This is a genomic window from Enterococcus sp. OL5, from assembly GCF_006491895.1.
Lineage (GTDB): Bacteria > Bacillota > Bacilli > Lactobacillales > Enterococcaceae > Enterococcus_D > Enterococcus_D innesii.
Genome location: NZ_VHIL01000004.1, coordinates 204,641 through 224,549, shown reverse-complemented (window position 1 = coordinate 224,549; position 19,909 = coordinate 204,641). Strand labels below are relative to the sequence as shown.

The following is a 19,909-nucleotide window of genomic DNA, read 5'->3' as shown; positions in this document are numbered from 1 at the left end:
TTTTCAATTATAAATTTATATCTTGAAATATAATTACACTTCATTTACAATGAGTGTGAAATCGAATTCAACAATCGCTTTCATCACTATTTTATAAAGAAAGGAGAAACGATATGCTAGCAATAGGACTCATGTCAGGAACCAGTTTGGATGGGATCGACGCTGCTTTAGTAAAAATCAACGGCTGCGGTACCGAAACTGACGTTCAGCTGATGGAAATGGTTACTCTGCCCATTGGTGAAGAATTGAAGGAACAAATAAAAACCGCTTGTGATCCGGTGGAATCAAATGTTCCCCTCATCTGCCAATTAAATACTGAATTAGGGTATCAATTTTTGAAAGCGTGTCAAATCCTCTGCCAAAAAGCCGGTATTGAAGAAAAAAGCATTGATTTTGTTGCCAGCCACGGACAAACGATCTGGCACTCCCCCGATGCTGATCCAGCGAAAAACAGCACCTTGCAAATTGGCGAACCTTCGATTATCGCTTATGGCTTACAAACGAAAGTCGTTGCCGATTTTCGAGTGATGGATATGGCTGCTGGTGGTCAAGGCGCCCCTCTTGTTCCTTATACAGACTATCTGCTCTATCAATCAGACACCAAAAATCGTTTGCTGCAAAATATTGGCGGCATCGGCAATGTTACTGTACTACCAAAAAGTGGCGGCTTAAAGGAGCTGTATGCCTTTGATACAGGTCCAGGGAATATGGTCATCGATGAATTAATGGTTCAGCTATTCGGTCAGCCTTATGATGCGTTTGGTGAAACAGCCCGAGCGGGAGCAATTATACCCACCTTGCAAAAGGAATTAAGAACTCATTTTTATTTGTCCCAGCAACCGCCGAAAAGCACCGGGCGTGAGCTTTTTGGAAAACAATTCGTGCAGCAGTTATTGACCAAGTATCCCGAAGCAGCACCTGAAGACTTGGTGAGGACTTTAACCGATTTCACCGCTTTTTCCATCGCTGACAGTTACCAACGGTTCATTTTTCCTCAGTTGGGAACAAACGATATGGAAGTGATTCTCTCGGGCGGCGGTGCTCATAATCATCTGCTGATTGAGCTGATCCAAGGCTATTTACCCGAGTCAGTAGCCGTTGTAACACAAGATGACATTGGCGGTTCGAACGATGCCAAAGAAGCGGTGGCTTTTGCCATCTTAGGAAATGAAACCCTTCACAGCCGTGTCAATAATGCCCCTGCAGCAACCGGGGCAGCCCAAGGCGTGATTTTAGGAAAAATCATTCCGAATCCATGGGAAGTAAAAATGTGAAACACCTTAGGAGGATAAACCATGTTAGATAAATTCACTCAATTCATCGAACGCCATCTGGCAGGACCGATGGAAAAACTTGGCAGCCAGCGTCATTTGCGAGCGGTTCGTGACGGGATCGTTTCAACATTGCCATTGATTATCGTCAGTTCGTTCTTTATGATTTTAGCCTTTCCACCGCTGCCTCAAAGTTGGGGCATCTATCAATTCTTGTCTAGCAATGCCACAACGATCTTATTGCCTTATCGAATGACGATGTACATTATGAGCTTGTATGCGGCATTTGGGATTGGATACAGTCTTTCTCGCTCTTATAAGCTTGATGGACTTTCTGGTGGGATCCTAGCTACGACTGCCTTTTTACTGACCTTCACCCCGGTCAATATCCCAGCAGAAGCTTTGGATGCTGCTGGAACGGTCGGCTTTGTCTTACCAATGGCCAATTTAGGGAGTGCTGGAATGTTCGTGGCGATCATCACCTCGATCCTTGCTGTTGAGATCTATCGATTAACGGACAAATCGAAATTTAAAATCACGATGCCAGAACAAGTCCCACCAGCAGTCGCTCGCTCTTTCGAAGCCTTGACCCCTACTTTAGTCATTATTTTAGGAATGGGCGCGATCACTTACTATATCGGTTTTGACTGGCACACGATCGTTGCAAAAGTCGTCGATCCTTTAGTCAGTGCCGCAGATACCTTGCCAAGTGTGCTTTTGATCACCTTCTTGACGACCTTCTTCTGGTCATTCGGGATCCATGGTGCTTCTATCGTTGGGTCACTGGCTCGTCCATTATGGTTACAGTTGTTAGAAGGAAATACCACAGCGCTTGCTTCAGGAGATATGATTCCCAATATCGCAGCCGAACCATTTTATCAATGGTTCATCTGGATCGGTGGGGCGGGTTCAACGATTGGTTTGGCTATCTTGTTAGCGTTTCGCACCAAATCGGAATTCGGTTCAAAACTAGGAAAAACAGCCTTAATCCCAGCTATTTTCAACATCAACGAACCACTGATTTTTGGTACACCGATCGTTTTGAACCCAATCTTGATCCCACCTTTCATCATTGCACCACTGATCAATGGCGTCATTGCGTGGGTCGCTACCTCAGCTGGTTTAGTCAATGCAGTTACGGTCAATGCCCCTTGGACATTGCCTGGACCCATTGGCGCTTTCTTAGCGACTGGCGGCGATTGGCGTGCGATCGTGCTAAATGTTCTTTTGATTCTTTTATCGATCCTGATCTATTACCCATTCGTAAAAATCTATGACAAAAACGAATTGGAAAAAGAAAATCAACCAGTCGCACAATAATGTGTAAATAACGGTCGTACGAAGTACCCACCAAGACAAACAGAAGAAGCGGTCCTCAGCAGCTTTTTCCAATGCCAAGAGGTGCTTCGTGCGGTTTTTTTAGAAAGAAGGAAAACCATTGAAACGAGAAATTGGCCTTTCGATTTACCCCGACCATAGCGATCCGTTACTGGATCAAGACTATTTAAAAAAAGCTGCTGCCCTTGGTTACTCTCGCTTATTTATGAGTATGCTAGAAGTCAGTGAAGGCAAAGAGACCGTCAGAAAAAAATTCTCTTCGATTATCGGTTTTGCCAAGAACCTTGGCTTTGAAACGATATTAGATATTTCGCCAGCTGTTTTTAGTGATCTGGCGATCTCTTATGACGATCTTAGCTTCTTTGCAGAATTAGGTGCGGACGGTATCCGCTTGGATCAAGGGTTTGATGGCAATAAAGAAGCCCAGCTGACCTTTAATCCATTTGGCTTGGCGATTGAATTGAATATGAGTAATGATGTGAACTATTTAGAAAATATCCTTTCTTACCAAGCCAATGAACCTTTTTTATATGGCTGCCACAATTTTTACCCCCAACGAGGCACAGGCTTAACGGAGGCTTTTTTCCGCAGCTGCAGCCAACGTTTCAAAAAATATGGGTTGAAAACAGCCGCCTTCATCACTAGTCAATCAGCCAAAATTGGTCCTTGGGAAGTCAATGATGGTCTGCCAACCTTAGAATCTTGTCGCGATTTACCATTGGCGCTGCAAGGAAAGCTGCTTTTTGCTTCTGGGTTGATCGATACGGTGATTATTGGCAATGCCTATGCGTCGGATGCAGAACTGAAAGCTCTGGCGGCGATCGATCGCTACAAACTGACCTTTGGCGTTTCCGTAGAAGCAGAAGCCAGCGAAATCGAACGGAGGATTTTAGCTGAAACCAATCATTTTCGTCGCGGTGACAGTAATGCGTTAGTCGCTCGTTCCACACAATCACGGGTGAAATACCGTCCCATCGAAAACCTCCCTCATACAAACCAAGAACCGTTTGCTTATGGGGACATCGTTATCGGCAATGATACCTTTGGTCAGTACAAAAACGAATTGCAGATCGTTTTGACCCCTCACCAAGACGCCCGAAAAAACAAAGTCGGCGCTATTCCCAAAGAGGAGTTGCCTTTGTTGGAATATTTGAAACCATGGACCAAATTTGCTTTCGAATTGTTGGATTAAATCGTTAGAAAAAAGCCGCTGATCACAAAAGGATCAGCGGCTTTTCTTGCGTATTAATCTTCTCTTTTGGACTCATCGATTTGATAAACAAATGACGGATCGATCGCTTGATCCAGTGTGTCAAATGCACCTTGGATGCGCCGTTCCACTTCCGCCAAGCCCTCTTTGTCCATCTTTTTGATGTCACTGATGTCAATGGGCTCCCCAAAGCGGACGGTCACTCGCTTGCGTTTAAATAAATCCTTTAACGTCAGCGGTCCTTGATAAACAGAGGGAACGATCTTGACTTTGGCCATTTTTGCGATCAACGCCATGCCACCTTTTAAAGCCGTTGCATGTCTGGTACCACTTGGAAACATGATCAAGCTAAGATCGGTTTCCTTCAAGATTTTGACTGGCGTCTTTACCGCACTCGGTCCCGGTTTGTCCCGTTTGACTGGAAAAGCATTGGCATGGATCAAAATGAACCGTAAAATCGGGTTTTTGAACAGCTCTTCTTTCGCCATAAAACTAAATTTCTTTGGCCGAGCAGCCACTGCTAGGTACAATGGATCCCACCAGGTTCGGTGAGGAGCCACTAAAATATAGTTTTCATTTTTAGGTAAAACCTCTTTGTTTTGATAACGAGCATTGCCGTTGATCAAAAATAATACTACGCGAACCACACCGCGCATAAAGCGAAAAAACATACTCATTTTCCTTTCTATTTCTCTCCTATTCAAGTATGCAAAAAAACGGTTTAAATGACAAGCATTTTTTAGCGTTTCCCATTATTCTTAATCGTAGTATAATACATTGAAATGAATTTAGAACAGGAGTATGCTTCATGTTGCAACCGAACGAACGCATCGACCAATTGTATGCCGATGACATCAAGATCATTCAAAGTTCCGAAGTTTTTTCTTTTTCATTAGATGCTGTCTTATTAGCAAATTACGCTAGAGTGCCAAAAAGAGGTGTGATCGTTGACCTTTGTGCAGGGAATGGTGCAGTCGGTTTATTTATCAGCAAAAAAACGACCGCTCATATTTATCAGGTCGAATTACAGGAACGCTTAGCGGATATGGCGCAGCGCAGTATCGAATTAAACAACTTGCAAGACCAGCTGACGGTCTATCCTATGGACTTGAAGGACCTCTTTCAAAAAATCAAACCTGATTCCGTCGATCTTTTGGTCTGCAATCCGCCTTATTTTAAAAATGTACCGACGGCGATCAAAAACCCGAATCCCTATTTAGCGATCGCACGGCACGAGATCACCACAACTTTAGATGAAGTGATCCAAACCGCAAGCAAAGCATTAAAAATGAACGGACGGTTTGCGATGGTTCATCGACCGGATCGCTTTCTTGATATTTTGGACCATATGCGTGCCCATCGAATCGCCCCAAAACGCGTCCGCTTCGTCTATCCGAAAGTAGGCAAAGAGGCAAATATTTTATTGATTGAAGGAATCAAGGATGGTAAGGCGGATGGCTTTAAAATTGATTCCCCTCTCATTACCTATGATGAAACAGGTGCCTATAGTTCAGAAGTGAAGGCGATGCTCTATGGCTGCTGAGAATCATTATTTTTATGTCTTGCGTTGCAACGATCAGTCCTTCTACGGTGGTTATACCACAGATTTGAGTCGCCGCTTATTAGAGCACAACAAAGGGATCGGGGCAAAATATACCCGTCCTGCTAGTCGCAGACCTTTGCAAATGATTCATGCAGAAAGCTTTTCCACTCGCAGTGAAGCCACTCAAGCAGAAGCCGCCTTCAAAAAATTGCCTCGCAAAAAGAAAGAGGACTACCTAATCAGTCATAGGAAAAGCAATGTTATCTGACCAAGCAAAAAAACTACCTGCGCAAGGAAGATTCCTGCTTGAGGAAACTTCCTTGCGTGACTTAGGTAGTTTTCTTTTATGGTTATTCATTCCTATTCGGTAATGCCCATTGGGTTTGACTTTTCCCGAATTCTTTCGGGATCACAGAATCAACGGATTGATATTCGAGGGTTTCTTGGGTCTTTGAAATCGTAATTGCCGTTAAATAGTTGTTGGTTTCGGAATAGAATCCAATTGTTTCAAAGGAAGGATCCGTCAAATGGTATTGAACCCCCTGCAGTTTAGCAGTTGTTTCCTCTTCCACAAATGTCGGTTGATAGCGAGCATAGTAAACCTGGGCGCCCATTTTAAAATATACGGAGTTATGAGCAGAACCAAGATATTCAATCTCCCGTTCCACCGGTATTGCTTGATAGATTCCTAAAGTTTCAATCGCTTCATTGCTTTGGATGCGCTGATAAATTGCTGTAGTATCAGATTCATAATATTTATAGCCTAGAAACATTTTTTCGCGGTCTCGGATATTCGGTGTGATCAGCGCATTATACGTTTTGAATTCACCATACATTTGATCACCAATAAAAAAACCTAATAGACACGTAACGACTATGCCGCCAAGCAATAGCGTCACTTTCGGGTTGCGGTTTTCTCGATAAAGCAGAACCATCAGGAACCCTAATAACGCAATCAGACCAACCACCATGAGAATTGGTAGGATCACATAGTAAAAACGCTCACTTTGCAGCCATTTTTCGCTCGTCATAAATGCAATCATTTTTTCTTCCCCTTCGATTCCTCCCTACCCACTGTTTTTCCCTTGGTCAAACAGTAGAAGGATCGTCCTTTCATCCCTTTTCTTGTCAGTGACTCTTACGACGCACAATTCACATGTAAATTCTTATGAAATTAATTTTACCATAAGTATGTATAAAAGATAAGTATTCGTTGGATTGCTTTTCACGACCAGCATCCATTGACAAAAGGAGGGTTTTATCAGATAATATTAATGCTAATCGGGAATGAATGTCTCCCTCAGTTCTTACTGAAACCGCAATTTTGCTAATGACTTCTACCACTTTTTTTAGTGTGTAGTAGTCATTTTTTATTTTCACTCGTTCGTCATAGTTGCAAGAGCATTATTCCTATATTTTTTAAAGGATCGTGATTGAAATGAAGAAACAAAAAACAATGTATTTTGAACTGGTTGCATTAGGATTGCTCAGTCTAGTGATTGGGGTGCTTGCTGGAGCCGTCGATACTTTCTTTGGTATAATCCTACTTTCCTTAAGTGCCTTTCGTGAAAGTCATTTTTTGCCCTTGATTCTCTTTTTACCAATTATCGGTATTTGCTTTACTTTCCTGTTCCAAAAGTATGGTGACCGAAGTCCTCAAGGAATGAATTTAGTGTTTTTAGTCGGACATGAAGAAGAAAAAGACATTCCGTTGCGCTTGATCCCATTTGTGATGGTGGGAACCTGGCTAACGCATTTATTTGGAGGAAGTGCCGGCAGAGAAGGGGTGGCAGTTCAATTAGGAGCCACCATTGCCAATCGTTTAGGAAAATGGCTGCGACTAGAAAAGTATGCCAGCACCCTGATCATGATTGGGATGGCTGCGGGATTTGCTGGTTTATTTGAAACCCCGATCGCTGCGACGTTCTTCGCACTGGAGGTACTTGTCATCGGTAAATTCAGTCATCATGCACTCTTACCGACTTTGCTGGCTGCTTTCACCGCTAGTACGACTTCTCAATTGTTAGGATTAGAAAAGTTTAGTTTTGCTTTGTCACCGTCCCCCGATTTGACTTTGGCTGTTTTTCTGAAATTACTTTTGATTGGCTTACTATTTGGTATTGTTGGCGGCAGTTTTGCGGGATTATTAGAAACGATGAAACGGATCATGAAACGACGGTTTCCTCATCCTCTCTGGCGTATCGGCATCGGTTCACTCGTGGTAGTCTTACTTTTTGTCCTTTTGTACCATGGTCGTTATTCAGGTTTAGGAACGAATTTGATCAGCGCCAGTTTTGCTGATCAACCCATTTATTCTTATGACTGGCTGTTTAAGTTGGTATTAACCGTACTGACCATCAGTATTGGTTTTTTGGGTGGGGAAGTCACCCCTTTGTTTGCGATCGGCGCCTCTTTGGGCGTCGTGCTGGCACCACTCTTTGGACTGCCCATTGAACTGGTGGCAGCCCTAGGCTATGCCAGTGTCTTTGGCAGTGCTACTAGCACTTTATTTGCACCGATCTTTATCGGTGGGGAAGTTTTTGGTTTTGAAAATCTGCCGTTGTTTGTGATCGTCTGCTCCGTCGCCTACTTTGTCAGCAACCCCTATAGTATCTATCCCTTACAAAAGTCATTGGCAGATGGGAAATGATGCACTTTTGATCCCTCATCCAGAGCAAAAGAAAAAACCGCGAACAAATCGCGGTTTTTTTCTTATTTCGCACGTTTCAAGTAGGTACCTTCAGCTGTATTGATTTCTAGCATTTCGCCTTCTTCAACAAAGTCAGGAACATTGACAACTAAGCCCGTTTCCATCGTTGCTGGCTTGCCTGAACCAGTCACAGTCGCCCCTTTGATTGATGGCTGTGTTTCAACGACTTTCAAGATCACACTTGATGGTAATTGCACGCCGATTACTTCGCTGCCGAAGAATTGGATTTTTACTTCCATATTTTCAAGAATGAATTTCATTTCTTCTTCGACCACTTCAACTGGAATTTCGTATTGTTCATACGTTTCCAGATCCATGAAGAATGCTGTATCATCCATTGTGTACAAATATTGTACAGCTTTCGTATCGATATGCGCTTTTTCAAATTTTTCTTCGGGACGGAAGGTTGTATCGTAAGTCGAACCAGTCCGAACATCTCGTAATTTCATACGCATAACCGTATTTCCCTTACCTGGTTTGTGATGGCTAGCATCTAATACTTTGATAAGTTTGCCGTCTTGAACGAATGTCATTCCAGCTCTTAAGTCACTTGCATTGATCATAATTTTGAAATCTCCTTCACTATGTGATAATCCTTGTCTATTGTATCAAAAAAAGCTGCTTTATTCTAGCTAAATCAGTGGGAAGGTCGCACAAGTTTACGGCGTTTCTCCATATAGTGAGGGTCATACTCATCTGTCTCAATATAAATATAGACTTTTTTATCTGCCATTTGGTGTCGAATCTCGGCTTCAATCTCATTAATGATCTCATAGCCGACCTCTTCTTGTTTTGCGGCAATATCAACTTTTGCCGCAATCAAAATTTCTGCTGGTCCTAAATGAACCGTTTTAACATCAATCAAACGATCAACATCTGGCCGTTCAAATGCTCTTTTGATCACTGCTAGATCCCGTTTTGTGACACTTTCGCCAATCAGTAGACTATAAAATTCGCGGGCTAAGAAAATGGCTGCTACCATCAATAAGAGACCAATCAATAAACCACTGAAGGCATCAAAAAATGCGTTACCCGTAATTATGGTTAGAATCGTACCAAATAGTGCGATCATTAGGCCGATCATTGCACAAAAGTCTTCTGTGAAAATAATCAGAATCTCACTATGCCGACTTTCTTTCAAAAAACGATAGATTGGTTGACGTTCCACATTCAGTTCGCGGATCTCCTTGATCGCGATCCACAACGAACTTCCTTCAACGATCATCCCGAAAATCAAAATAGCGATCACCAACCAAGCGTTACCAACTTCATGGGCAGGATGCAGCAGCTTTTCTACCGCTTCCATCACACCGAGTGCGCCCCCACCAAAGAAGAGCATCATGGCAACGATCGTGCTGAAAAATATTTCGCTCGACCTTCACCAAACTGATGCAGTTCACTTTGTCCCTTTGTTGCCCGTTTATCCCCGATCAACAAAAAGATTTGATTGCTACAATCTACGACACTATGAATGCTTTCATTCAGCATGGCCGCACTGCCACTTAGTGCATAACCGACAAACTTACTGATTGCCACCAAAATGTTTGAGATCAAGGCAGCGATGACCGCCATCATGCCATTTGCTTTCTTTTCCACACCTAACGCTTCCTCTCATCAATAAACTCCCTGCTTTATACTCAGCTATTCTTCTCGAATGAATCATGCCTGACTAAACTCCTTCAATCAACAGGTGCTTGTTTTTTTAGCTTCGCTTCTCGGCGGCTGATTTTTTTGGTCCAAAAACCGCCTGAAATATACTTGGGTTCATAACTGATGATGAACGCTCGTTCTTCCACTGCTTTGATCGTCTGATAGAGCTTTTTCTCACTTTTTCTTTGGGAGAGAATCTCTAAAATCAGTCGCGGTCCTTCTAAGCCTTCTCCATAACTTTGTGTAACTCCGTAGCCTTCTTGTCGTAAGATCTTAGGCAAACTTTTTTCCTCATCCGTATTACTAGGCAAGATCACGGTAACCATTGTGTACCCGAGAGCCAGCTTATCTTCGATTTTGATCCCGATACTGACTCCAGCGGCATAGCCTAGCGCATAGAACAAGAGATTCAGTGGGTTATCCAAACGATCCAATACCATAGATAATCCTAAAATATAGATCGTGATCTCAATCATACTCACTAATGGGGCAATCACACGATACCCTTTCATTGTCAATAAAAATCGCAATGTATTCAATGTAACATAGGCGAGATTGATAAAGAAAATCATCGCCAGCATTTGTAGATCAACTTCCATCTTTGATTCCCCCTTGTTCTTAGCATATCAAAAGGTCAGCGAAAATTAAAATATTTGAGCAGGAGTTAACTACTAAAACACTATAATAAAATCAATCAAACACCTCCATGAATAATAGCACCGTTTTTTTCAAAGACGCTCAGAAAATGAGTACACAATTTGCGATTCACTCCCTTTCATAATCTACAAAAACCAGTTTCTCCATCGAGTGATGCAGACCTCCGACTGTCATACATTCATTTGTTACAATGACTACTCAAAAAACCAGTTAGATTTAAGTTTCTAACTGGTTTCATCCGTATTTTTTCTTTCAATTCTGGTTCCTGCTATTTATTTTCTGTTTGCTAAGTTACTCCGAACGAAAATAACCGTTTGCTGAATCCTCCCGTTGATCGTCTTCAATCATTCCTTGTAAAGAACGATCTAGAACGGACCGCTTTTTATCGCCATTTTTTTTGTTATTAGCGCGAAACTCACTGCGAGTCATGCCCACCGATTGGGGGCGATTGAATTTCTTTACCGTCGGATCATTTTCTTCTTTGACTTGGTAGGCTGCTGGTTCGTTATCAAATAACAAATAACTCTCTTGTTTTTTTGCCATTGCATCCATCAAGTCATTAGACGTAATTTCTGGTTTTTGTTCATCAGGGATTATTGAAGCTGGGATATATTTAGGAACAAAATACGAACGCCCTGAGTACTCTTTTTTTGGTGATGAAGCTACTTCCGCTCGTTCTTGTTTGCTTGTGACTTGATAAGAAGAGTGCTTAGCATCCTTACCAAAAAAATTGGTTTTTCCTGTCGGCATCTGCTCTTTCACCGGACGTTTTCCATACTGAGGTAAGTTGGCACGGTGGTTGGCGAGTTCTTCTTTTTGACGCACATTATGTCCGCGATCCCGTTGGCTTGACTGCACTTTACGCTGCAAAGATTGATTTTCTTCCTTGTGAGAATGACTCACGGTATCTTTGATTTCTGTTAAAATCCAATCATCTGCTTTACTGAAGGCGGGGCGATGCTCAGATTGCAGTTTCACACCATCTGTATCATCATAAGCAGGAAAACGGAAGTGTTTTCGTTTCACATCTAAATAATTTGCCACTGTACTCATCCTCTTACATGCATTTTTTTCATCATACCACAAATAAAAGAGAATTTCACGAAAGACTACACCATTTCAACCGAAGTCACTTCAACTGTTCCCCAAGGGAGGCACTGACTCCGTCAAGCTTGCCGCATTTGGTTCTTTGATATGGGCAAATAATGGATCGATCTGCCAAATATCTGCTGCATAATTTCGCACCGTTTCATCCGCTGAAAACTTCCCAGCATTCGCAATATTCATTAGACTGATTTTTTGCCAGCGATGGGTATCTTGATAAGCAATATCTACCCGATGCTGTGCATCACAATAGGCGAGGAAATCTCTTAATAAAAAGTACTCATCATTGTATTTCAAAAGTGAATCAAAAATCTCGCGACCTTCTACTTGGATATTCGGGATCGTCCCATCTATAAAGGCATTGACTACCCGTTGTAATACTGGATCTGACTCATAATACGCATAGGCAGAATAATTACGCTGGGCGTAATACTGATACACTTCTTCTTCCGTTAGCCCAAAGATCGCAATGTTTTCATCACCGATCGCATCTCGAATCTCAATATTCGCACCATCTAAAGTGGCGATCGTTACTGCCCCATTCAGCATTAATTTCATATTACTTGTTCCCGATGCTTCTTTTGAAGCCAACGAAATTTGTTCACTGACATCCGCTGCTGGAATAATTTTTTCTGCCAAAGAAACGTTGTAATTTTCTAAAAAGACAACTTTGATTTTGTCATTGATGCTTTCATCATGATTGATCAGATTCGCCACTTCATTGATGACTTTGATGATTGATTTGGCATAGTGATAGCTTGGTGCTGCTTTAGCGCCAAAGATAAAGACTCTTGGATAAAACGTTGCAGTCGGATCGTCTTTGACCTCAAAGTAGAGCTTCAAGATGTGCATGAGATTTAACAATTGTCGCTTGTAGGCATGTAGTCGTTTGATTTGCACATCAAAGATTGCTGTTGGGTCAACTGTGACACCAGTCGTATGTTGAATGTAACGAGACAGCGCTCGTTTATTGCTCATTTTTGCGTCGGCAATTTGTTGCAGAACGGTTTCGTCCTTATAATAGTTTTTGAGCAGTTGCAGGTCTAATGGATCATTGCGCCAGCTTGTACCGATGGACTGATCCAGCACTTTGGCTAACGGTTGATTGGCTAGCTGAAGCCAACGCCGTTGCGCGATGCCGTTGGTCTTATTGTTGAAACGGGCAGGATAAATAAGATAAAAGTCATGGAGTACCACTGATTTTAGTAAATCAGAATGGAGCTTGGCTACGCCATTGACACTGTGGCTGCCGATGATGGCGAGATGTGCCATATGGACTTGATCATCAATAATGATTCGCGTCCGTTCCAGTAAGACTTGCGGATGGACCCCTTGCATCGTTTCCACAAAACGGCGATCAATTTCTTTGATGATCTGATCCATTCTCGGCAAAACTTCTTCAATCATGCGCACGGGCCATTTTTCTAAAGCTTCCGCCATAATCGTATGGTTCGTATAACTCATGACTTTCACGGTGATCGACCACGCTTGTTCCCAAGCAAGGCCTTCTTCATCAACTAAAATGCGCATCAGTTCTGGGACACAAAGGGCTGGGTGCGTATCATTGATGTGGATCGCAACTCGTTCACTCATCATGGCCAAAGGTAAATTTAACTTTTTATAATAACGGACGATACTTTGGATCCCTGCAGACACAAAAAAGTATTCTTGCATCAGCCGGGTCCGTTTGCCTGTCTCATTGGAATCATCGGGATACAAGACCGCTGTCAGATTTTCCAACGCTTGGCGCGATTCTAGTGTGGCATAGTGCGCCTCATCTTCTGCAGGGACCTCAACACTCCATAAGCGCAACGTGTTGAGATGGTGATTTTGATAGCCAACCATTGCTGTATCATAAGGAACCGCCCGCCAGGTAAAGCCACCTTCATAGACTGGGGCTAATTTTCCGTCCTCTCCGGTAACGAGATAGACCTGTCCGCCGAAACGAATTGGCACCGCCTTGCTTTCTTTGCGGACTTCCCAAACATTCCCCGAACGCAACCAATCATCGGGCAATTCTACTTGATGACCGTCAATAAATTTTTGTTTAAATAATCCGTAGCGATAGCGGATCCCATTGCCATTTCCCGGCAAACCTAAAGAAGCTAATGAATCCATAAAACAAGACGCCAAGCGACCAAGTCCCCCGTTGCCTAAAGCCATGTCTTTTTCTGTTTCCGCAACATCGTCAAGTGAAACCCCTAGCTCTTCAAAAACGGCTTCTGCTTGCTCCAACAGCTGCATATTCAACAGATTGCTCTTTAACATTTTGCCGGGTAAAAATTCGATAGAAAAATAATACGCTTGTTTTTGATCCTCCAACAAGAGATTTTTTCTGGTCTGGCGCCAGTCTTCTGAATACATTTGCTTCACAACATTGGCTAGTGCCTGAAACAATTCCTGCGGCGATGCTTCATCGATCTCTATCGCAAACAGTTCGTGCACGTTGGTTTCTAGCAGTTCACGCAATCGTTCTTTTGTCATAGGGTTACACTCCTTTATGCTAACCGTTTATAAAAAAGAAGAATTCTTGCCGCTAGAATGGCTAGTCATACAACTAGCCGTTCTGTTGCAGACAAGGATTCTTCTGTCTTAAAACAATCAAACTTTGATAGTATTATACAACTCAACATAAAGATCTGAGCTTTGATTCCAGCTAAAATCTTTTTTCATTGCTTGCTTGACTAAAGCGTTCCAGGTTGTCTGATCCGATTCGTACAATTCGATTCCTTGTTTCAAGGCATTCATCAAGTAGAATGGTGAAAACTCTTGAAAGCCAAAGCCGGTACCTTGTTTGGTGATCGGATTATAAGAATCTACCGTATCTTTCAAGCCACCGATTTCATGGACGACGGGTAATGTACCATAACGCATCGCGATCATCTGCGACAGTCCGCATGGTTCAAAGGCGGAAGGCATCAAGAAGAGATCCGCTGCTGCGTATAACTTTTGCGCCAATGCGATGTCAAAAGAAATCGCGGCGGCACATTTTTCAGGATATTTCTGCGCAAAGTAGCGAAAGCCTTCTTCAAAATCATGTTCGCCAGTCCCTAGTAAGATGAACTGAACATCAAATTGCAAGAGGTTTTCCATTTCTTCAAGAACTAAATGGAACCCCTTTTGAGTGGTCAAACGACTGACAACGGAAATCAACGGAACCTCTTTACGAGTTGGCAAGCCAAACTGTTCTTGTAGCGCTCGCTTGTTTTTGGCTTTCCCTGATAAATCCTCGACACTGAAAGGATAGTCCAAATGAGGATCGGTTTCTGGATCGTTCATTTCATAATCAATTCCGTTCAAGATACCGCTGAGTTTGCCGCTTTCCATACGTAAAATGACTTCAAGCCCACAGCCGAACTCAGAGGTTTTTATTTCTTCGCTATAGGAAGGACTGACGGTCGTGATGCGGTCAGCATACAAGATTCCTGCCTTCATAAAGTTCAAGCAATCGTTTAAGCGCAAGGTTCCATCATCGTATCTTTCCGTACCCATCCCAAAAAGATCTGGTAATATATCGCGACTATACCACCCTTGAAATCCAATGTTATGGATCGTCAAAACGGTGCGTATGTTTTGATACGCTTGAATCCAGTGGTATTTTTCTTTGATCAAGAACGGAATCATCGCCGTATGGTAATCATTGACATGAACGATGTCTGGAATAAATTCAATGCGTTCCATCATTTCGATCACGGCTAATTGGAAGAAAGCAAAGCGTTCCCCATCATCATAAAAATCATAGAGACGTTCGCGACCAAAATAATAGAGATTGTCTATGAAATAATAGGTCACAGCGCCTAGAACTAATTTTTTGATCCCACAATATTGCTTGCGCCAGCCGACCGCCACTTCAAAGGAAAAACAATCCTCCATTTGGTCTTGGTATTCGGCAGGCATTTTCGTAAAGTAAGGTAAGACGACAACTGTTTCGACGCCTTTTTTGACCAACTCTTTTGGCAATGCACCTGCAACATCCCCTAATCCGCCTGTTTTAAAAAACGGGGCGCATTCTGCTGCTGTAAACAAAACCTTCATGCGCTTGCTCCTCCGATAACATCTTCTGTCACATGAGAATTCTTCTTAATGACGATCGGCGCATCTTTGGTTCCCTGCACTTTTACTCCTTCTGCGATGGTCACATTTTTATCTAAGATCGCATAAGAAACTTCGGCACCTGCTTTGATTTCGTTGTTTCCGAAAATGATTGCGCCTTTGACTTTTGCCTCAGGATGGATTTTCGTACGACGGGCAACCAGTGACTGTTCGACCATACCTTCCACGATGCAACCAGAAGCAAAATGGCTGTTTTTCACCTCAGACGTTTCTGAGTAATAGGTTGGTACTTCATTCTTCAATTTGGTATAAATTTTTTGATTCGAATAAAGCAATGAAGTGAATTTGTGCACATCTAACATATCCATGTTGGTTTGATAATAAGAAGAGATGTCGTAAATATTACTTAAATAACCAGTATATTCATAAAGGCCGGTATTCTCAACAGAGATCATTTCTCGTAAAAACTGACCGAGATCTGCCGTTGCGCCAACCGCTTGGCCTTCTTTAAGAGCCGTGATCAGACGATCCGTTTGAATAATAAAAATATCCGTACATAAATTGACTAAGGAGCCAACTTCCCCTTTTTTCGCTTGGATCGCTTCTTCTAAGTGACCTTCACTGTCAACATTAAACAACAAGTCGCTTTCAGAAACATGATCACTGCCGATACGTTTATACACCACAGTCATTTCATTGCCTTGTAGTTGATGAATTTTCAGCAATGCACGCAAATCAATGTTGCATAAGATCTTACTGCCCATAAATACAGTATGATCCGATTTGGATTTTTCCAGATAGTCAATGACATTATAGTAGTACTCTTGCCCTTCGGCTTGCTTTTTCAATGAGTCTTGGAATAAGTGGATAAAGAACCGGTTTTGTACGCCGTCCAAGTTCCACTCTTTTCCGCCACCGATATGATCGAAGACCGACTGGGTCTCTCCTTCATTGAAAATCATGTAGACTTGTTTGATATTGGCATTTTCGATACTTGAAAGATTGAAATCTAGCAAGCGATATTTGCAATCAAATAACAAGGTTGATAGCGGACGATTTTCCGTTAATGGCATCAAGTCTTGGTATCGCTGTAGGTTCCCTAAAATCGCACACATTTTATTAGTTCTCATCAATCGTCACCCCTAAAATTTCAGAATAGCCGACTACGGCAATTTCGTCTGTTCCATCGATTTCTGCGTCGTCACCAATCACTGCATTTTCCCCAACGATCGCTCGGTTTAATTTGACATTTCTGCCGATCACCGCTCCTGGCATGATCACACTGTCTTTGATGGTCGAGCCTTCTTTCACTTGCACATTCTCTGATAAAATGCTGTGCTCGATCTCCCCAGCAACATAGCAGCCATCCATCACAAGCGAATTTCTTGCAGCACCGGTTTCAGTCACAAAATGTGGGGGTGCGATTGGATTTTTAGAGAACACTTGCCAGCTTTTATCACGGATATTCAACTCCATGGCTGGATCAATAAATTCCATGTTGGCTTCCCATAAGGAATCGATCGTTCCTACGTCTTTCCAATAGCCAGAGAAGCGATAGGCAAAAACATTGTCGCCGCTTTCGAGATAAGAAGGAATGACATGTTTCCCAAAATCGACCATTTCGCCGTCTTTTGTGTAGTTACTCAATAGCATACTGCGTAGACGACTCCAATCAAATATATAGATCCCCATCGAAGCAAGATTGCTTTTTGGTTCGGCTGGTTTTTCATCAAATTCGATGATGCGGTCATTTTTATCAGTATTCATGATCCCGAAACGAGAAGCATCTTTCATCGGAACTTCGAGAACTGCAACCGTCAATGAAGCATCATTTTCTTTGTGTTTTTCCAGCATTTCTTCATAATCCATTTTATAGATATGATCGCCGGATAAAATCAAGACATATTGCGGGTCCATCTCATCGATATAGGCGATGTTTTGATAGATGGCATGGGCGGTTCCTTCAAACCATTTTTCGCCTTCTGAATTTGAATATGGCTGTAAGATGGTCACTCCGGTACTGATGCCATCCAATCCCCAGCTCGCACCATTGCCGATATGGTTGTTTAGTGCTAATGGCTGGTACTGAGTGACAACACCCACATTTTTGATTCCTGAATTGACACAATTACTCAACGTGAAATCGATGATCCGATATCTGCCACCAAATGGAACCGCTGGTTTAGCAATATTCTTTGTTAATTTCCCTAATCGAGTCCCTTGTCCCCCTGCGAGGATCATTGCTAACATCTCTGTTTTCATTTTGTTTGGTGATCTACTCACCTTTCCCCCTTTACTCTTTTTTTCGTGATTTTGTTGGTCCTTTTTTACGAGTCATTTTGATTTTTTCTGGTTTGATGATCAAAGCCCCAAGTGCAGGCAAAATTGTTTTGATTTGATAATCATATCGTTTAAAAGGGGTATGACTGGTTTGACAGTCTTGGTTATTAGCAATCCAAGTTCCGCCAAATATATCCCGTTCCGTGTTTAAAATCTCACGATATGTTCCTTCATACGGAACACCGATCGCAAAATCGTGCCGCTCCACCGGTGTTAGATTGACCACAACGATCAAGAAATCTTTTTTGGTTTTCCCTTGTCGCAAGAAAGTCAATGTCGTTTCATCTAAGTTATCTGCATCGATCACTTCCAACGATTCTTCCTGATCGTCTAGCTCCCAAAGACCTCGTTCTTCTTTGTACAATTCATTCAAGGTTTGGGTGAAGAACTGCATTTTTGCATTTAGGGAATCGTTTAGATCGACCCATTCAAGTCCGTGATCGTACTTCCATTCTAAAAACTGACCCCACTCACTTCCCATAAACAATAGTTTTTTTCCTGGATGCATCATCATGTACGTATAAAGATTGCGTAATTGTGAAAACTGCTTGTAGCGGTCTCCCCACATTTTGTGCATCAAACTTTTTTTACCATGAACAACTTCATCATGCGAGAGAGGCAAAATATAATTTTCTTGCATCCGATACATAAAAGAAAAAGAAAGCAAACTTAAATGGTCTTTGCGGAAAATCGGATCCATCTCGTAAAAACGCAAGACATCGTTCATCCAGCCCATATTCCATTTATAATCAAATCCTAACGCGCCCTCTTCGACCATTCCTGTTATTTTGGTCTCAGAAGTACTTTCTTCTGCTATCATGACCACTGCTGGATGGGCTAATTTAATAACGGAATTAAGCTTCTGCAAGAAGTAATAGCCTTCAAAATTGCGATTGCCGCCTTCATGATTGGGCTCCCAAGGTCCTTCGTCATAATCGCGGTAAATCATGTTGGAAACAGCGTCCACTCGAATCCCATCGATATGATAGAACTCAATCCAAAACAAGGCGCTTGAGATCAGAAAGCTTTGGACTTGCGGTTTCCCTAGATCAAAATTGATTGCTCCCCAGCGCACATTTTCGGCTCGATTCTCGTCCATGTATTCGAAGGTTGGTGTCCCGTCATAATAAGCAAGGCTGTCGTCATTGACACAAAAATGTCCAGGTACCCAGTCAACAAAGACACCAATATTTTCTAAGTGGCATGCCTCTACAAAGTCTTGGAACTCTTCTGGTGTCCCATAATAGGAACTGAGCGCAAAATAACCTGTCAACTGATAGCCCCAAGAGGTACCTAATGGATGTTCCATCAGTGGCATAAATTCAATATGGGTATAACCCATTTTTTTCACATAAGGAATAAGTTCATCTTTTAATTCAGAGAAGCGATAAGGGGTGCCGTCTTCGTGGTGCTTCCACGAGCTGGCATGAACTTCATAAATATTTAGAGGTCGGTTAAATGTTTTCTGTCTTTTTTTGCGGCCTTGCCACAGTCCGTCCCGCCATTTTTTGGGAGGAATCTTGTGCAAGACTGCCGCTGTTCCTGGTCGAGCTTCAAAATGGACAGCAAAAGGGTCAATCTTTAACACTTCTCGTCCATTTGCTTGTTTGACTTTGTATTTATAAAGCTGGCCTGCTTTTACTTGATTGGTCTCAATTTCCCAGACTCCAGATTCTGCCCTTTTATTCATTGGCAAAGTGTCTGTCCATTGGTTGAAATCGCCAACAAGCCAAACTTGTTGAGCCTTTGGTGCCCAAACGCGAAACACATAGCCGTTATCGACTTGATGGGCTCCTAAGAAATGTTGGACATAAAAATTTTCACCACTCAGAAAGTCTTTTTCTGCAGTCAGTTCCTGTTGTTTGGTAACCACTCTCTCATCAGTCCTCCTTCAATTCATCTTGATCGCTTATTCTGTGACCATCGATCACTGTCACGATTTTACCCTTTGAGAAAGATTCGCAAGCAAACGTTCTCTACTGCTAGCATAGCATAAAATAAATTTCTAGTAACGTAATAACCCTATGATACGA

16 protein-coding genes, 1 pseudogene and 1 riboswitch are annotated in these 19,909 nt (G+C 42.4%); of the genes and pseudogenes, 6 read left to right on the top strand and 11 right to left on the bottom strand.

Features of this window, described 5'->3' with window-relative positions; all coding sequences use genetic code 11:
* Positions 1-113: 113 nt before the first annotated feature.
* The 3 genes from anmK to FJU10_RS06900 all read left to right on the top strand — a co-directional run bounded on the left by anmK (position 114) and on the right by FJU10_RS06900 (position 3,801).
* The gene (gene anmK, locus FJU10_RS06910; protein WP_140965479.1) at positions 114-1,274 is read left to right on the top strand and encodes an anhydro-N-acetylmuramic acid kinase AnmK; all 1,161 of its coding nucleotides are present in this window, start codon (positions 114-116) and stop codon (positions 1,272-1,274) included.
* Positions 1,275-1,295: 21 nt separating this feature from the next.
* A complete protein-coding gene (locus FJU10_RS06905) occupies positions 1,296-2,591 on the top strand; it encodes a PTS sugar transporter subunit IIC (protein WP_005229683.1) in 1,296 nt (431 codons plus the stop codon).
* A 118-nt stretch (positions 2,592-2,709) separates the two neighbouring features.
* The gene (locus tag FJU10_RS06900; RefSeq protein WP_140965477.1) at positions 2,710-3,801 is read left to right on the top strand and encodes a DUF871 domain-containing protein; all 1,092 of its coding nucleotides are present in this window, start codon (positions 2,710-2,712) and stop codon (positions 3,799-3,801) included.
* A gap of 53 nt (positions 3,802-3,854) precedes the next feature.
* Here the strand turns inward: FJU10_RS06900 and FJU10_RS06895 are convergent, their stop codons facing one another.
* On the bottom strand, positions 3,855-4,490 hold the full coding sequence (locus FJU10_RS06895) for a lysophospholipid acyltransferase family protein (protein WP_005229679.1): 636 nt from the start codon (positions 4,488-4,490) through the stop codon (positions 3,855-3,857).
* A 137-nt stretch (positions 4,491-4,627) separates the two neighbouring features.
* Between FJU10_RS06895 and FJU10_RS06890 the strand changes: the two genes are divergently transcribed.
* Both FJU10_RS06890 and FJU10_RS06885 read left to right on the top strand, forming a co-directional pair.
* Positions 4,628-5,362 (top strand): tRNA1(Val) (adenine(37)-N6)-methyltransferase, encoded by a 735-nt coding sequence (locus tag FJU10_RS06890; RefSeq protein WP_140965475.1) that lies wholly within the window; start codon positions 4,628-4,630, stop codon positions 5,360-5,362.
* Positions 5,352-5,630, top strand: a complete 279-nt coding sequence (locus FJU10_RS06885) for a GIY-YIG nuclease family protein (RefSeq protein ID WP_123834404.1) — start codon at positions 5,352-5,354, stop codon at positions 5,628-5,630. The genes FJU10_RS06890 and FJU10_RS06885 overlap by 11 nt, the downstream gene beginning before the upstream one ends.
* Before the next feature lie 82 nt (positions 5,631-5,712).
* Here the strand turns inward: FJU10_RS06885 and FJU10_RS06880 are convergent, their stop codons facing one another.
* Entirely contained in the window at positions 5,713-6,405 is a 693-nt protein-coding gene (locus tag FJU10_RS06880) for a hypothetical protein (protein ID WP_140965474.1), read from the bottom strand.
* 231 nt (positions 6,406-6,636) lie between these two features.
* A riboswitch (Fluoride riboswitch) is annotated at positions 6,637-6,709 on the top strand.
* A gap of 91 nt (positions 6,710-6,800) precedes the next feature.
* Between FJU10_RS06880 and FJU10_RS06870 the strand changes: the two genes are divergently transcribed.
* On the top strand, positions 6,801-8,012 hold the full coding sequence (locus FJU10_RS06870) for a chloride channel protein (RefSeq protein ID WP_140965472.1): 1,212 nt from the start codon (positions 6,801-6,803) through the stop codon (positions 8,010-8,012).
* Positions 8,013-8,074: 62 nt separating this feature from the next.
* On the opposite strand, the gene efp is transcribed toward FJU10_RS06870, so the two are convergent.
* The 9 genes and pseudogenes from efp to glgB form a co-directional block, all read right to left on the bottom strand.
* On the bottom strand, positions 8,075-8,635 hold the full coding sequence (efp, locus tag FJU10_RS06865) for an elongation factor P (RefSeq protein WP_005229668.1): 561 nt from the start codon (positions 8,633-8,635) through the stop codon (positions 8,075-8,077).
* A gap of 74 nt (positions 8,636-8,709) precedes the next feature.
* Positions 8,710-9,647 (bottom strand): annotated as a pseudogene (locus FJU10_RS06860) (cation diffusion facilitator family transporter).
* 104 nt (positions 9,648-9,751) lie between these two features.
* On the bottom strand, positions 9,752-10,321 hold the full coding sequence (locus tag FJU10_RS06855; protein WP_005236782.1) for a DUF2179 domain-containing protein: 570 nt from the start codon (positions 10,319-10,321) through the stop codon (positions 9,752-9,754).
* A gap of 349 nt (positions 10,322-10,670) precedes the next feature.
* The gene (locus FJU10_RS06850) at positions 10,671-11,432 is read right to left on the bottom strand and encodes a hypothetical protein (protein ID WP_140965470.1); all 762 of its coding nucleotides are present in this window, start codon (positions 11,430-11,432) and stop codon (positions 10,671-10,673) included.
* An 81-nt stretch (positions 11,433-11,513) separates the two neighbouring features.
* On the bottom strand, positions 11,514-13,967 hold the full coding sequence (locus tag FJU10_RS06845) for a glycogen/starch/alpha-glucan phosphorylase (protein WP_140965469.1): 2,454 nt from the start codon (positions 13,965-13,967) through the stop codon (positions 11,514-11,516).
* Positions 13,968-14,084: 117 nt separating this feature from the next.
* Positions 14,085-15,518, bottom strand: a complete 1,434-nt coding sequence (glgA, locus tag FJU10_RS06840) for a glycogen synthase GlgA (RefSeq protein ID WP_140965467.1) — start codon at positions 15,516-15,518, stop codon at positions 14,085-14,087.
* On the bottom strand, positions 15,515-16,666 hold the full coding sequence (glgD, locus tag FJU10_RS06835; protein WP_140965466.1) for a glucose-1-phosphate adenylyltransferase subunit GlgD: 1,152 nt from the start codon (positions 16,664-16,666) through the stop codon (positions 15,515-15,517). Before glgD ends, glgA begins: the two co-directional genes overlap by 4 nt.
* Complete coding sequence (locus FJU10_RS06830) at positions 16,656-17,798, bottom strand: glucose-1-phosphate adenylyltransferase (RefSeq protein ID WP_140965552.1); 1,143 nt, start codon at positions 17,796-17,798, stop codon at positions 16,656-16,658. Before FJU10_RS06830 ends, glgD begins: the two co-directional genes overlap by 11 nt.
* Before the next feature lie 31 nt (positions 17,799-17,829).
* Complete coding sequence (glgB, locus tag FJU10_RS06825; RefSeq protein ID WP_140965464.1) at positions 17,830-19,749, bottom strand: 1,4-alpha-glucan branching protein GlgB; 1,920 nt, start codon at positions 19,747-19,749, stop codon at positions 17,830-17,832.
* Positions 19,750-19,909: the final 160 nt, after the last annotated feature.